Raw genomic sequence first — 14519 nt, 5'->3', positions numbered from 1 at the left:
AAGCTTAACGCTGGGCCAGCGCATGCGCCCGGCGGATAAACGTCACGACCCGATGAGCCCGCCGTCCGCTTTGGTAATCACCACCGTTGACGATCGCGGACGCCCGTTCGGGCTGGCGTCTGGCCAGTTGGAAACGGCGCGCGGATTGGCCGGGTCGGTAATATCATCCCCGCCCTCCCCCGGATGCTGAATGTTGATAAACAGTGTGCGGTTGTCCGGCGTAAACGCAATGCCGGTGATTTCACATCCGCGCGGCCCGGTCAGAAAACGGCGATACTCGTTGGTGCCCGGAATGGTGGCGACCATCTGGTTATTGCCCATCCCCTCGTACGCTTTCTTATTGATGGTGCTGGAGGAGACGTCGGTCTGGATCCACAGGACGCCCTGGTGATCGAACGACAACCCATCCGGGCTGCCGAATGCCGCGCCCTGCATGGAGCCTTTGGCCTTCGGATCGTCGCCGTCGGTACGCCCGGCCATAACCAGAATATCCCACTTAAAGCGTGCGGCGGCAGGATCGGCACCCTCTTCGTGCCAGTGCATGATGTGACCAAACACGTTGTTGGCGCGCGGGTTAGCGGCATCGACCGGTGCCTTCCCCTCTTTACCGCGATCGCTGTTGTTGGTGAGCGTACAGTAGACGCTGCCGCTGGCGTGCGGATCGACGGCAATCCACTCGGGACGATCCATTTTCGTTGCCCCCACCGCGTCGGCCGCCAGGCGGGTTTTGATCAGCAGATCGCCCTGGCTTTCAAACCCGTTGCTTTTATCCAGGCCATTTTGCCCGAAGATCAGCGGCAGCCAGTCGCCGCTCCCGTCTTCGTTGAACCTGGCGACGTACAGCGTGCCGGACGTCAGCAGCTGCATATTGGCTTCACGGTTCGCGGGATCGTATTTTTTGTCGGAGACAAACTTATAGATGTACTCAAACTTCTGGTCGTCGCCCATGTAGACCACCACGCGATTATCGGCGGCGAGCGTGACGGCGGCCCCCTCATGCTTGAAGCGGCCCAGCGCGGTGTGCTTGCGCGGCGTGGAGGTCGAGTTGTAGGGATCGATCTCCACCACCCAGCCGAAACGGTTGGGTTCGTTAGGGGTTTTATCGACGCTGAACCGCTCATCCACCTCGTTCCAGCGATAGGACTCATCGCTGTCGCTAATGCCGTAGCGTTTTTCCAGCGGATTGAGATCGGCTTTTTTCACAAAAATGTCCGACCAGTTCTCCTCGCAGGTGAGATAGGTGCCCCAAGGCGTGTGGCCGTTGGCGCAGTTCTGCATGGTGCCCAGAACGCGTTCCCCCTGCGGATCGGCGGCGGTTTTCATTAAATCCTGATGCCGCGCCGGGCCGGTAAGCTGCATCGGCGTATTGACGGTAATACGCCGGGCGAAGGAAGACGGACGCACCACCTCCCAGCCGCTGCCCGTTTTTTTCACTTCCACCACCGACACGCCCATCGCGTTCTGCCCCTTGCGGGCTTTATCGAGGCTCCAGTTCGCCGTACCGTCGGTAAACAGCATCCCGTTATCGATGTATTCATGGTTCAGCGCCAGCAGGCCATGTTCCGGGTTTTGCGCCCCCTGCGGCAGGCTAAACCACGCCATGCCGTCGTGGTGCATGCCCGCCTGCACAGCCTGTTCGTCTGTGGTATTACTGGCGTCCGGCTTAAATGCCGGCATGTTGTCTTTGATTCCCGTCGGATCACCCCAGCGATAGAACGGGCGGGCAATATAGCCTTCTGGCACCCTGACCGTGTCTTCCGTGGAGACGTCGATGCTGGTAAAGCCCAGGGAAACCGCTTTTGCCAGCGCGGAAGGCTTCGATACCGCGGCAATGGCATTTTCGGGTGTGATCAGATACGGGAATGATACGGCGGCCCCCGCTACGGCCCCCATCTGGAGAAAACGGCGGCGGGAGAGGAACACCTCTGCAACCTCGGAGAATACCGGGTTAGCGCTGCGGTTACTGATATCGTCGCGATGTTCTTTTTTAAATACGGATTTGAGGGGTCTGCCCATAGCGGCTTCCTGTCATTGGCCAAGAGGTAAGGATGTGGCGACCAGTGTAAGAAGCTTTTATTACAATTTTATAACACGACAACGAAGGGATTGGGGCGTCCCTGCCCCGGATAACGAGGTGGAACGCTTAGAACTCGTAGCCAACCGAGACCTTAAAGGTACGCGGCTCGCCCTGAGTGATGTAAGTACCGGAATCGTCCACGCTTGACCAGTAGTTCTCGTTGGTCACGTTGTCGATGCCTGCCCGCACGGTCATCTGGTTTTCATTGTGGTTCACCGCGAAGCGATAGCGCATGCCCAGATCCAGCGTGGTGTAGCTGTCCAGCTTTTTGGTGTTCGCAAGATCGGCATACTGCGTGCCGGAGTGGTTAACGCGCGCGGTCGCCGTCAGGCCTTCAATCGGCTTGATATCGTACTCTGCGCCCAGCACGGCGTAGAAGCTCGGAATACCGATCGCATCGTTGCCCTGATTGACGCCGTTTTTGGTTTTGGTCAGCTCAGCCTGCAACCAGGTGGCGCTGGCATTCAGACGCATCCCAAGCATTGGCTCGCCGAAGACGTTCAGCTCCACGCCGCGGTTACGCTGTTCTGCATCCAGGCCGTAGTGACCGCTGTCGTCAAGGATCGCCGACGGCATTTTGATCTCAAACAGCGCCAGGGAGCCGCCCACGCGGCCAAAGTCCGCCTTTACGCCCACTTCGTTCTGCTTAGAGTGCACGATACCGGTGCTCTGGCCGTAGTTGTTTGCTGAGCGAGGCGCAGTTTCACCGGGCTGTAACGCCTCGGTGTGGTTGGCGTAGAGGGAAATTTCCTCCCACGGTTTATAGACTACGCCGTAGGTTGGCATCCAGCGGCTGCCGTCGAAACCGTCCGCGTCGTTTTCCGCGCCGGTGATTTTGTTGTACCCGCGGATGACAACTTTCTGATGACGTGCGCCTGCGGTGAACAGCAGCTTGTCGTCCAGTACGCCCAGCGTATCGCTCAGCAGCCAGCCCTGGGTACGGGTGCGCCCGCTGGTCAGCGGATCGCTGTATTTCCCGCCTGAGCCGTTGAAGTTAGTGCTGTCCGGCATATCAACGCCGGTGTTGTGATAGATGTTGGTGGTCGGGTTATCTGCCGCCGCCGACATTTTCCACGCGATTTTTTCGTTTTTGGTCATCGCTGAATACCCGACGTTGACCTTGTGCGAGACAAAACCGGTGTCAAAGTTACCGCGAATGCCCGCCATGCCGCTGACGGAATCGCTGATGCGGTTGGTATCAAGGCGGCTGACCGTCGCATTACCGCTCTTATCGAGGAGCTTCGGCGCGCTGTAGATCCCTTCTTCGTGCGCGTGCTGCGCGCCGAGACCGGTATATGCCGTCCAGCTATCGGTGATGTCATACTCGCTGCGCCACATCCCGAACTCGTTTTCGATATCGCTGTAGGCCCACTTCTGCGAGAAGTTGCGATCGTTCTTCGGCGGCTCAGGCACAAAGTCCACCGCCGAGATGTTGACGCTGGTTGGGCTGCCGTGGAAGGTTTTTTTCTGGTAGCCCAGGTCCAGCGAGGTGCGGAAGCGGTCGCCTTTGTAATCCAGGCCGGTGGAGAGCAGCGTGGTGCGGCGGCGGTCGTTCGGCACGCCGGTTTCCCCTTCGCGATGCACGAGGTTCACGCGCGCGCCAAACTGGTCGTTATCGCCAAAGCGACGACCCGCATCCAGCGTGGTGCCAATCTGGGAATCCGAGGTGTAGTCAACGCCCACTTTCGCCTGCGGGGTGTCGCCCGCGTGTTTGGGCTCAAGGTTGATCATCCCGCCCACGCCGGAGCTTGCGGCGCCGTTCATCAGGGAGTTGGCCCCTTTGAAGATCTCGATACGGTCGACCATCTGGGCATCCACCACCTGACGCGGCAGCACCCCGGACAATCCGCCAAAGGTCATATCGTCGCCGTCAAACTTCAAGCCGCGAATGCGGAAGGTTTCCGCGCTGTTGCCGTAACCCTGAACAAATTGTACGCCCGCGTCGTTGGCAACCACGTCAGCAATGGTTTTTGCCTGCTGATCTTCCACCAGCTTCGAGGTGTAGCTGATGATGTTGAACGGCACGTCCATGGCGTTCTGCTGACCGAGCATACCCATGCGCCCGCCGTTCGCCACCTGGCCGTCGAGGAAGGCTGGAAGCAGCTGGTCACCACCGGGTTTGAAATCACTCCCCGCCGTGGACTGGACCACGATGGTGTCCTCTTTTTTCTCATCCGCCGCAAAAGCGGAGTGTGTAACCGCGCCGATGGCAATCGCCAGCAGCGTTTTGTGCATTGTGGTGTTGTTCATAATGAGCTCTTAACGTGCGCGCAAAAATGACCCGTTGTCGGGCCTTAAAAGTTATTAAAAGAAATGCAAATGAGAACTATACGCATTATGAATGCGTAATCAAGTGTCAACGGACATCTCTGAGCGAGAAGAGACAAGAAACAAGGCTGGCGGGAGGTATGGCGCGCAACCACCCCGAAACAGGGGTGGTTGCTAAGGCATTATTTTTTCTTGAAAATATCGGCGGTACCGTGAATTTTGTTGTTGGTGTTGCCGGAAGTCAGCACCAGAACATCAGCACCTTCTTTATCGGCTTTCTCGATCAGCTCTTTTTTCGCGTCGTCTACCGAGACTTCATTGGAAGTGCTAACCGTACCAATTTTTTCATACTGTGATTCCACTTTCTCAAACTCGTTTTTCGTCAGCAGTTCAGCCGCAAAGGTATTGGTGGTAAACAGAAATGCAGCGCCCATCAAAATAGCAGTCGTTTTTTTCATAACCTTTTTCCTTGAGATTAATCAGCAACTACGAAAAGCCCCACGAGTAAGAGTGAGGTGATATGAGCATGGTAGAGGAATAGCAAAATTGCCATAGGGTAAGAAAAATACTGTTATAACAGTCAATTGTGCTGTGAAAAATGTGCGTTAACGCTACTTTCGCGAGGGGTATTTCATGGAGAAAATCAGCAGGACGTCGCGCAGGCGGCAATATGTGAAATTTAATGGCACGCCCTGTAGGATTCGAACCTACGACCTACGGCTTAGAAGGCCGTTGCTCTATCCAACTGAGCTAAGGGCGCACGGAGAAGAGTGTACTTCGCGGTGGTGAAACGCCTGGAATTATACGGTCAATGCGTAGTGAGTCAATGCCTTTTCCGCCTTCTCTGGCGATAATGACTAGCTGATTGTAAATACGGCTGTTTTTTCAACATTTATCCCTCTTTTACGGGCTGCGAAAAGGCTTAGCCGCTTTTAAGTAACGCCTGCTGTTTTCCTGTTTACTTCACCTTCACACTGTCCTGCGGTAACCCGGCCGCCTGGAGGCTGGAAGTGAACAGGACGACGGAGTGACAGCGCCAGACCAGACAGGTTTTCCCTCGTGCGTGCAGCACATCTCACACGATATTACAGGCATTAAGCTTGAACCCATTGTCGCCCTCTCATCTTCGCGCACGGTGGGGGCCGAAGTGCTCAGCGTGCTGTCGCCGCATCAGCAAAACGAAAGCTTTTTCCAGGACTGGTCCGCCGCCCGGGCGCTTATGCTGCTGGAAGCACAGATCGCCGCGTTAAAAAACCCCTGCCCCTGTGACAACCTTTTCATAAATTTGCCGATAACCGTTCTGACCATACCGGAAATGTTTCAGCGTTTACTGCAACTTAACAGCCCACCGCTGAACATTGAACTCGTGGAGCCTGCCTCGTTCTTTACACTCTCAGACCCGGCGCGTCTGAGGGTGAGTTGTGCGCTTCAGCAGTTGACCGCGCGAGGACACCGGATCTGGCTGGATGATATTGATGAAGCGTCAGGACAAGCATTTTTATCCTGCCGCCTGCCATTAAGCGGAATAAAAATCGATAAGATCGCTTTCTGGCGTTTACGTGAAACGCAGGCGCTGACACAGCTGGTCACCCTTTGTTCAAAAATCGCTGCGAATGTGCTTATTGAAGGCATTGAAACAGAACGGGACCGTACTTGCGCGCTTCATGCTGGCGCGCGCTTCGGTCAGGGATATTATTGGCCATCCTGGAGATGGCAGGAGGACTGAACGGTCATCGCCAAGAGGGAAGCTATGCGAATGACAGTGCGCCGTTACCGGCGTCGTCGGACAGGAAGTGATTCACTGGGTTCTACGCACTCGCCTTTTGCTCTCCCATTTTTTGATCGTCTCGAATATTTGAGCCAGTCAATCAACCAGACCCGCAAAACCGATGCTCCCTTTATCATTCTGGTCACACAGGATAATTTTTTCCGTTCCGGTTTACTGAGCGGGCAGTCGCCCCTGAGCAATTGCTGCGACTATTCCACGCTGGAAGCCGCCCTCAGTGATTTAAATCACTGGCCTTCATCACGTCTGGTAATAGACATTGAGAGCCGCGCCTCGCCGCTCATCGACCTGCTGGACCGATTACGCCGCCACAGCCTGTTCGCCCCCTACCTGACACCCTACCTGCTCGTCCGCGCCGATGATTATGATGCTCGCCTGTTTTGTAAAGCGGCTGGCCCTTTTCATGTGCTTGAACGCCAGCTAACGGCGCTGGCTATGCAACAAACCTTGCTGGAAGCACCGTCACCGGCCGGCAACCGCAAAGAGTGGTTTTCACGGGATGAATGGCCGATCTTACAGGCGCTGTCGCAGGGGAGCTCCTTGCGGCAGATCGCGCAGTTACAGAACCGCCCCTACAGCCGCATTATTTACCGTCTCAGCTGCATCCTGGCGAAACTTGGGCTGAATCATCGTCATGAGTTGCTACATCTTCTCAACAACCTCTCAGATTTCACGTATTAACGTATTCAGTAACTTCTTAATTCCTAAAGACCTTTAGGAAATTACTTAGGATGTATGTTAAATTTTTGTGTTTTTTAACAAAACTTTCGATTTTATAACTATTCCTAATTCCAGGTCTTAAACCATGCGAAATGCTGCCGGTACGCTCAACGAGAGTGATTTTATCCATGCGTTAAGGTTCTGGCGCTTCAGTTAACAGGATGATAATGGTGTAAAAACAAGCGATTCACCTGTAAAAGAATGCGATGAGAGGTGAAGAAAACAGCAGATAGTACTGTTCTGTTGTTGGGAACGGCAATTTGCCAGGAGGCGTTTGAAACGGAGAGATGACGCACGAAATGGCGGATTTCAGGGATGGCAGGCAGGCGGGATGTTGGTTGTCACAGCCTGCCCGCTGTTAACATTCATTTAACATACAGTAAAATCGTTTATTTTTTGTTATTACATAAAGATGAAAGTGTGTGGTAAATGCAATATCAGGACATTTTTGCTAATTTTAAAAAGTTAGTGATTCAGATCCAGAACATAATAATCAGCAATATATGGATATTAATTTACAGGCTTTTCGGACAATACTTAAACGGTATAATAAGACGTGTTTGACACGCGAATAAGAAAAATCATTTTGCCATAACCAGCCTTATGAGATAACTGCGCTGAGGCATTGATATCACCACTACGTAAACAAGGATGCTTTCGCTCTTCCCAGGGACATTTACCGTACAAGGATCTGCGCAATTATCCTTCCGGCTTTTCGAGAGTTTTAACAAAACTCAGCATAACGCTTTTAACAATCTGAGGCATAAAAAATGAAACCGGCATCCGTTATCATTATGGACGAACACCCTATCGTCAGAATGTCGATAGAAGTCCTGCTACAGAAAAATAAAAACATCCAGGTCAAACTGAAGTCAGGCGACAGCCACGAGGTGCTTGACTGTATACGCAACCACCCCATTGACCTGGTCATTCTCGATATTGAAATGACGGGCACGGATGGGTTCGTATTACTGAAAAGAATCAGGAACTTAAATAAAGACATTAAGGTTCTTTTCCTCTCTTCGAAATCTGAAGCCTTCTACGCAGGACGCGCCATCCGCGCCGGGGCAAATGGTTTTGTCAGTAAGCGAAAAGATCTGGGGGAAATTTATAACGCGGTGGAAATGATCCTGACGGGCTATTCCTTCTTCCCCTCAGAAACATTGAGTTTTATAAACCATCTGGGCTCGCGGACGGGCGCCGCTGTGGATATGCCATTATCAAATCGTGAAGTGACGGTTCTGCGATATCTGGCGAACGGATTATCTAATAAGGAGATTGCGGATCAATTATTACTTAGCAACAAAACAATTAGCGCCCATAAGTCTAATATCTTTTCCAAGCTGGGCGTGCAAAGTATCGTTGAATTAATTGATTACGCGAAGGCGCACGAATTACTATAATCCTACCCTCTCCCTGCAACATATAACCGTTACAGGGAGAGTGGATACGATTAATTATAATTAATCATGAAAGTTGCATCGGCGTCAGCCCGTCCCGGCTGCGGGTTATCCGCCGTGGCGATATAATTGGCATAAAACGACAGTTCGGCATTTCCCTGCGCATCTACCGCCACCGTCTGGCTGGTCTGCTGCAACGCGAGGCGCGTTTTATCCCGGTCGAGGATCTCCACGGCCACGTTGCTGGCCGCGCTGGCATCATTCAGCGCCAGCAGGCTATTATCATGCCCGTCCATCTTCCCCGTAAATGTGACCGAAGCCGCCCCCGGCGGACATCCGGTCAGCTTCAGGGTGAACGGTACAGGCTGCGTCCGGCTCCCCGTTGTGCGAAGCTGTTTCGTGGGCCAGGTGCCGAGCGTGACGGTTTTATTGCTGTCGTCCCCCTCCGCCACGCAGGTAAAATCCACGATATTGCCGTAGAGCTGAATGTTAATTTCCCCAAGCGCTGTCTCTGCGTGTGCAGGGGAGCAAAGCGCAAAGAGCGCGGCGGCTAAATACCGCATTCCGTTTCGCATACCTGCTCCTTAGTCGTAGTCGACGCGTAAATAGCCGCGAGAGGTAAAACGCCCCTCGGCAGGTTTTTTACCGGTTACGCTGACGGGCCACGCGCGGATCCCCACCTGCGCCTGAGCGCTGTCGTCCAGACGGAACGGGATTTTGCTGGTCAGGTTGTTGGGCGTCAGCGGCACGCCATTACTGTTGGCAATCACAAAACCCACATCCGCGTTATCGGAAACCAGCGCACTGCCTGAAACCTTCTCCGCTTCAACACGCATCGTGAGCATGGCGTTCGCCTCGACGTTGGTGCATTTGATGCCGATGGTTTTGCTTTGCGCTGAGATCCCCTCCGGCTTATTCCCGATGCCTGCTTTACTGAACAGGGAGGCGCCGATGTCTCCGAAATCGAACTCCACCACATTCCCGGCATTGATTTCACAGCTCTGAGGCACCTGAATAGTCCCGCTGTAGCTGATGGTATAAACCGGCGTGGTGAGCGGATCCGAGGAGGTCGTGGTGACGTAAACCCGGAACATGGTCGCCCGGGGGATCACCACCATATTGATAAAGCGTCGGGTCACTTTAAGCCGGAAGACGAGGCTGGAATCCTGTACGCCAAACGGTTTGTTTTTAGACACATTCGGGTGGCTCCCCATCTGGATGTAGCTTTTGGGCGGATAAAACGTGCCAGCGTAGCTGTCGGTAATTTTCATCGCCCCGTCCAGATAGTCGTTTAGCTTCAGATACTGGTAGCCATCGCTGGTGCCCGTAACAGGGAAATCGGTAACATAGCTGCGCTTGGTGGTGTTCCCGGACGTTCCCTTAGGGCAGACGGCGTTGACGCCCACCCACTGGGACTTCTCGCTGAGCGTGACAATCTGCCCCACCTGGTTATTGGAGCTGTTAAATTTATCCGTCAGGTCGTAATACACCTCCGTCGGCACGCCATTTTCATTGACGCAGACCGTGGCGAAGGCCTCAGATAGCGGAAAAAACGCCAGCAGGGATAGCCCCAGATAATGGATTTTATTCACAGCGGATCCCCTTAAGTGTGATCGCCTGTTGCAGGCTTTGTTCTGGCAGGCTGTAGGGCGCACGACACTGGGACTGTTTCCCGTCTCCCCACTGAATCAGCAGTTCACCGCTCAGCGGCAGCCCGCTCAGGTAAATCTGACCGTCATCTCCCACCATGCTGGTTACGCCGCTCTGCGTCTCACGCACCACCGCCCCAAACGGTACAGGCTGGTTATCACGCTTCACGGTGAGCAGCGCACGCACGCCGATGCGGGTGTCAAAACTGGCGCGCACCAGCGCACCGTTCGTCGGCACGACGCTGGAAACGTTATTTTCAATGTCGGTGTTGTTGCTCATGGTGTTGGTGTCGAGCGCCACGCGGTTGTAACGGTACACCGTGGCGTACGGCATCACCGCATAGCCACGCCAGTCTGTTTTGACGCCGGTCTGGTTTTCGACGCTCACGCCTGACGCGCCCGGCGCTTTGATCAAGACGTTGGTATCGCCCAGCGGCTGACTGAATGTGATGCCGTCTGAATGCCCTACCACGCCGCCGGAGAGCTGCCAGTTGAGGTCGTGCTGATCCCGGGCGTAGTTGTAGCCCACGCCCAGCGTGCCGTACGTCGCCTGCCAGTTAGCGCTGGCGCTGCCGCTGGCACCGTTATTGCTGGTGTGACCCTGCGTGACGCTGTAGTTCAGGTTACGATCCTGGAGCAGCGTTCCGCTGATCCCGGTCTGCCAGCTGGTATCACCGTCGCTGTTACGGCTGGCAGAGGCTGTGGCATAGGCCCGGTCAATCGCGTTATCGCGACGGTAGCCGTGACGGGTGAACAGGCTGAACGGGACGGAGACGTTGAACGAGGCGATCCGGTCGGTTCCGTCAATGCCGACGGCCTTGTTCCACGACCAGGATAAGGCGTAGCTGACCCCTTTCACCCCGCCCGCGTAGCCAAGCTGATACCAGACGTTGGATTCGCTGGTGCCCCAGTAACTCTGCTGGCTGCCCGACACGTACACCGAGCCGTAATCGCCGAGAGACTGGGAGATATTGAGCTGGAAACGCCCTTTTTTATTCAGCGTCAGGTTGTGATAGCTCTGCACGTCCGGCACGCCGTCATCGTCCTGATCGTCGCCATACTGGTAGCCTTCCATTGTGCGCCAGGCCACATCGTCGAGGGTGTAGAAGCCTTTGGTCGAGTAGCGATAGCCCAGCAGCTGGAAGTTGGTACCGAATCCGTTAAGGGATTTTGCGTACAGGAACCGCAGGGACTGCCCTTCATGGCGGCTGTCATCGGCAAGCTGGCTGCGGGCATGGGTGAGATCAAGTGAAACCGCCCCCCAGTCACCGAGGTTTTTACCCGCGCCAATGGCGATGGCGGTATAGCGCGAGGCCAGCTGCGTTCCGCCGTACAGCGTGTAGCCGTCGGCAAGACCCGCAATCATCGTACCCTGAGTAAAGAACGGCGTGTCCTGCTCGCTGTTGCCGCTGCGATAGTCCCCTGCCACCAGATCGTATTTCCAGCGTCCTTCACGCTGGAGCAGCGGAACGGTGGAATACGGGACGGTGTAGCGCTGCTGGCTGCCGTCCTTCTCTTCCACCGTCACCTCCAGGTCACCGCTTGAGGAGGTCGGGTTAAGATCAGTTATCGCAAAAGCCCCCGGCTGCACATAGCTCTGGTAAATCACGTATCCGTTCTGGCGGATCACCACTTTGGCAGGGGTGCGGGCGATTCCGCGCACGGTAGGCGCGTAACCTTGCAGGCTGTCCGGGTACATACTGTCGGACGAATAGAGGCGACCACCGCGAAAACCGACGCTGTCGAAGACATCGTTACCGGTGTTGCTGTCGCCAAGCACCAGCTCGCTTTTCAGCGGGATGATCGTACGCTGCGCCCAGGTACCAATATTTTGCCAGCTGCTGTGCCGCTGGCCGTTGCTTTCGGTATAACGCCACGCGCCGTTATTGCGTAATCGCCAGGCGCCATAGTTCAACCCGCTTTGCAGGTTCAGATAGTAGCTGTCGTCGTCGCTGCCCCGGTTGCCGGTAAAGCTGTAGTTCAGCAGCGCGGCGGGGATGCCTTCATCCCACTGTTCAGGTGGAATATACCCGCGGGCGCTGTTTTGCATCGCCACCTGAGGCAGGCTGACGTTCAGGCGCAACGAGGCGAAGTTGAACGCCGTTTCGCTGCCCGGAATAGCCGTGGTGAGCGGAACGCAGGTATCGCCCTGCACGTTGCTCAGTTCCGGGAAGGCGGCGATATTGACGCCAAAGCGATCGAGCATCGCGCGCGTAATGCACGGCGACAAACCGCCCGCGACCGGCGGCGTGTTGTCAGCTTGCTCAAACCGCACGTCCTGCGTGCCGATAAACTCATCGTTACGCCAGATATCGACGCGATAGACGCCCGGTGCCTGCTGGTGGCCTTTTTCAAAACGTGACAAATCCGCCACGTTCGCCGTGTCATCGGAGAGAAACGCCGGGTTAAAGTAGCTTTCGCCCCAGCCAGTGAGTGGCCAGAGCGTTGCCATCAGTGCCAGCGCAACCGGGCAGTAACGCCATTGAGTGTTCATCGCCCTGTCTCTGCTCACAGGCTGACGCTACGCGCCGGCGTAATGGCGCCATAGTCATTCACACTCTGCCAGGAGAGCGTGCCGCTCGCAGCGGCAGGCAGCACCTGCTGCGCCGAGCTTTTAGGAGCAACCATCAGGTTATCCAGCGTCTGACCGCCGAGCTTCAGATTGACCAGCGTGACGTAATACGGCGAGGCATTGCTCACCTTAAGATGGTTGCCGACGCGCTCAAAGCGCAGCTGTGAGAGCGCCTCTTCCGGCGGCATCGCCAGGTTAGCCGGGCGAACAAACAGCTTGATACGTGACAGAATAGCCAGTTGCAGGACGTTGTTGCCGTCCTGATGTTTTTTGCTGACGGAGGGAATCGCTTTGACATTCATGTAAAAGAGCGATTCGCGATCGGCAGGCAGCGCCGGGCCTGCGTAGATAATGCGCAGGGTGTTTTCGCTGGCCGGCTCGCTGACAAACAGCGGCGGCGTGACGGCAAAGGTTTTTTCCTTTTGCCCGTTGGCATTTTCTATCCACGCGTTAATTAAATAGCGCTCTTGTTTATTGCTGTTGGTGATCGCCAGCGACGTTTGTTTGGCATCGGCCGGATAAATAACGCGCGTCGCGCCCAGCGCAATCCCGCCGGACGCATTCGCGCTGGCAGAAACCATCATCAAAATAAAAGCTAAAAACAGTCCAGGTTTAATCAGGGTGTTCATCACAACCGTACCTTTAATAATTAGTTCGCAGGCGTCAGGGATAAATCAACGTAAACCAGACATTCGACTGAATAGTGCCTGGTACAAGGTGTTCGGAAATTGCCCGGTAGCGGGCGCTGAAATGAAATACCAGCTCGCGGGTGTCAATGGGTAACCAGCTCACCGCCGTCGCGTTCGGGATGATCTGACGTTGCTGTTCGTCAAAAAGCGCCAGCCCGACACCGCTGCTGACCGCATTTTCCCCCGGCCGCGATGTCGCCAGGAAAACCTGCGGATCTTCTGCCGGTGTCACTCCCTGGAACTGGATCCCCACGGTGCGGGAGACGTCCACGCTGCAATCCAGCAGACGTACGGTGAAAGGCACATTAACCGTGGAAAAGCTGCCGACGCCGGAAAAGGCGTTTGTGCGGTATTGCCCCATATCCACGCGCATATTCTGGCTGTCCGGGGCCACGGCGCAGCCGCCGTTCACCAGCTCTCCCCTGAGGTGTACTTTGCCGCCGTCTATGACCACGGTATGTGCGTTTACCGCTGAGGCAATCGCAAGGGCACACAGCAGTATCCCAGTCCTTGTCATCCTTCGCTCCCGGTATAGGCGATCAAAAGACCTCTTCCCTGAGGCCAGCCACATCCCTGTACTCAGGCATTACTCGTATTTCATTACGAATGTTGCGTCCGCGTTTGCCTGGCCTGGCTCGGTGGTCGCCGCCGTGGCTTTATAGCGCGCGGTGAAGTTCAGGGTGTTAGTCCCTTCAATCAGGTTCTGCGCCGCAGAGAAGGTGGCGCCGTCCGGGGTCAGCGTGGAGGATTTGCTGTCGAGGATCTCAATACCCACGCCCTTCGCGGAGTTGTCGTTATTACCGGAGCTTACCGCCAGCAGCGTTTTGTCGGTGGCGTCGATCTGGCCGGTAAACGCGACAGCAGCGGTTTTCGCTACCGCAGGATCGCAGTCGTTCAGTTCGATGGTGAACGGAATATTGGAGGTGGTGTCACCCACTTTAGTGAATTTCGCGGTACGGTACTGGCCAAGATTAACCGTCTGCTCTGAAGAGTCAGTATTCACTGAACACGCGGCATTCACTAATTCACCTTTAAAATGCACCGTACCACCGTTTACAGATACAGGCGTGGTAGTATCTTCTGCGTGAGCGGCACCCGCGACCAGGGCCAGAGTTGCAATAACAGTAGAAGCAATGTTGCTGAGTTTCATGTCTATTCCTTTAAAATGTAAATAACCCTTCCCGCGCATATTCGGGAATAAGAAATACGATCAATTAAAAAATTGAAGGCTTATTTCGGAGAGGACAAAGTAGCTCAGGAATTTATTTTGTAATATGTCAAAACGCTGCCATTTTGCCAGGTCACATCCTAATCACCTCTAAGAAATTGACCATGCCGTGAGAAGGGATTTTGCGGGA

At 55.0% G+C, this 14519-nt stretch carries 12 protein-coding genes and 1 tRNA gene; 3 read left to right on the top strand and 10 right to left on the bottom strand.

The annotated features are described in order from the left end of the window. Window positions 1–42: 42 nt before the first annotated feature. The 4 genes from LOC22_RS16265 to LOC22_RS16250 form a co-directional block, all read right to left on the bottom strand. A complete protein-coding gene (locus LOC22_RS16265; protein WP_230239046.1) occupies window positions 43–2016 on the bottom strand; it encodes a PhoX family protein in 1974 nt (657 codons plus the stop codon). Between the two features lie 127 nt (window positions 2017–2143). Further along, window positions 2144–4327, bottom strand: coding sequence for a TonB-dependent receptor (locus LOC22_RS16260; protein WP_163313146.1), 2184 nt, complete (start codon window positions 4325–4327; stop codon window positions 2144–2146). A 200-nt stretch (window positions 4328–4527) separates the two neighbouring features. Then, window positions 4528–4803: a DUF1471 family periplasmic protein YahO gene (gene yahO / locus LOC22_RS16255; protein ID WP_015571217.1), complete on the bottom strand. Its 276-nt coding sequence runs from the start codon at window positions 4801–4803 to the stop codon at window positions 4528–4530. Window positions 4804–5028: 225 nt separating this feature from the next. Further along, window positions 5029–5105: transfer RNA gene (locus LOC22_RS16250), tRNA-Arg, on the bottom strand. 303 nt (window positions 5106–5408) lie between these two features. Between LOC22_RS16250 and LOC22_RS16245 the strand changes: the two genes are divergently transcribed. From LOC22_RS16245 to fimZ, 3 genes are all read left to right on the top strand, one after another. Further along, window positions 5409–6071: an EAL domain-containing protein gene (locus LOC22_RS16245; protein ID WP_063404778.1), complete on the top strand. Its 663-nt coding sequence runs from the start codon at window positions 5409–5411 to the stop codon at window positions 6069–6071. A gap of 24 nt (window positions 6072–6095) precedes the next feature. Beyond that, on the top strand, window positions 6096–6812 hold the full coding sequence (locus tag LOC22_RS16240) for a helix-turn-helix transcriptional regulator (RefSeq protein ID WP_017383240.1): 717 nt from the start codon (window positions 6096–6098) through the stop codon (window positions 6810–6812). Between the two features lie 809 nt (window positions 6813–7621). Beyond that, window positions 7622–8254, top strand: coding sequence for a fimbria biosynthesis transcriptional regulator FimZ (fimZ, locus tag LOC22_RS16235; RefSeq protein WP_003858901.1), 633 nt, complete (start codon window positions 7622–7624; stop codon window positions 8252–8254). Window positions 8255–8304: 50 nt separating this feature from the next. On the opposite strand, the gene sfmF is transcribed toward fimZ, so the two are convergent. From sfmF to fimA, 6 genes are all read right to left on the bottom strand, one after another. Then, window positions 8305–8826, bottom strand: a complete 522-nt coding sequence (sfmF, locus tag LOC22_RS16230; protein ID WP_096205470.1) for a fimbria assembly protein — start codon at window positions 8824–8826, stop codon at window positions 8305–8307. Between the two features lie 9 nt (window positions 8827–8835). After that, on the bottom strand, window positions 8836–9843 hold the full coding sequence (fimH, locus tag LOC22_RS16225) for a type 1 fimbria D-mannose specific adhesin FimH (protein WP_047063265.1): 1008 nt from the start codon (window positions 9841–9843) through the stop codon (window positions 8836–8838). Beyond that, window positions 9836–12394 carry a fimbrial biogenesis usher protein gene (locus LOC22_RS16220; protein WP_230239045.1) on the bottom strand — a complete coding sequence of 853 codons (2559 nt, stop codon included), beginning with the start codon at window positions 12392–12394 and terminating at the stop codon, window positions 9836–9838. Before LOC22_RS16220 ends, fimH begins: the two co-directional genes overlap by 8 nt. A gap of 14 nt (window positions 12395–12408) precedes the next feature. Beyond that, entirely contained in the window at window positions 12409–13101 is a 693-nt protein-coding gene (gene fimC, locus LOC22_RS16215; protein WP_015571222.1) for a type 1 fimbria chaperone FimC, read from the bottom strand. A 34-nt stretch (window positions 13102–13135) separates the two neighbouring features. Continuing rightward, window positions 13136–13678, bottom strand: a complete 543-nt coding sequence (gene fimI / locus LOC22_RS16210; RefSeq protein ID WP_017383235.1) for a type 1 fimbrial protein subunit FimI — start codon at window positions 13676–13678, stop codon at window positions 13136–13138. A gap of 69 nt (window positions 13679–13747) precedes the next feature. Next, the gene (gene fimA, locus LOC22_RS16205) at window positions 13748–14311 is read right to left on the bottom strand and encodes a type 1 fimbrial major subunit FimA (protein WP_015571223.1); all 564 of its coding nucleotides are present in this window, start codon (window positions 14309–14311) and stop codon (window positions 13748–13750) included. Between the last annotated feature and the right edge of the window lie 208 nt (window positions 14312–14519).

The organism is Enterobacter sp. AN-K1 (assembly GCF_020971765.1).
GTDB classification, from domain to species: Bacteria; Pseudomonadota; Gammaproteobacteria; order Enterobacterales; family Enterobacteriaceae; genus Enterobacter; species Enterobacter hormaechei_C.
The sequence above is the reverse complement of the archived record's forward strand: the minus strand, read 5'-3'. Positions and strand labels throughout refer to the sequence as shown.

What these genes read in the sequence shown, in the direction of transcription:
- fimZ (WP_003858901.1), top strand. Translation starts at nt 7,622, where the DNA reads ATGAAACCGGCATCCGTTATCATTATGGACGAACACCCTATCGTCAGA.
- LOC22_RS16240 (WP_017383240.1), top strand. Translation starts at nt 6,096, where the DNA reads ATGCGAATGACAGTGCGCCGTTACCGGCGTCGTCGGACAGGAAGTGAT.
- LOC22_RS16220 (WP_230239045.1), bottom strand. Translation starts at nt 12,394, where the DNA reads ATGAACACTCAATGGCGTTACTGCCCGGTTGCGCTGGCACTGATGGCA.
- LOC22_RS16260 (WP_163313146.1), bottom strand. Translation starts at nt 4,327, where the DNA reads ATGAACAACACCACAATGCACAAAACGCTGCTGGCGATTGCCATCGGC.
- fimA (WP_015571223.1), bottom strand. Translation starts at nt 14,311, where the DNA reads ATGAAACTCAGCAACATTGCTTCTACTGTTATTGCAACTCTGGCCCTG.
- fimI (WP_017383235.1), bottom strand. Translation starts at nt 13,678, where the DNA reads ATGACAAGGACTGGGATACTGCTGTGTGCCCTTGCGATTGCCTCAGCG.
- fimC (WP_015571222.1), bottom strand. Translation starts at nt 13,101, where the DNA reads ATGAACACCCTGATTAAACCTGGACTGTTTTTAGCTTTTATTTTGATG.
- yahO (WP_015571217.1), bottom strand. Translation starts at nt 4,803, where the DNA reads ATGAAAAAAACGACTGCTATTTTGATGGGCGCTGCATTTCTGTTTACC.
- LOC22_RS16265 (WP_230239046.1), bottom strand. Translation starts at nt 2,016, where the DNA reads ATGGGCAGACCCCTCAAATCCGTATTTAAAAAAGAACATCGCGACGAT.
- sfmF (WP_096205470.1), bottom strand. Translation starts at nt 8,826, where the DNA reads ATGCGAAACGGAATGCGGTATTTAGCCGCCGCGCTCTTTGCGCTTTGC.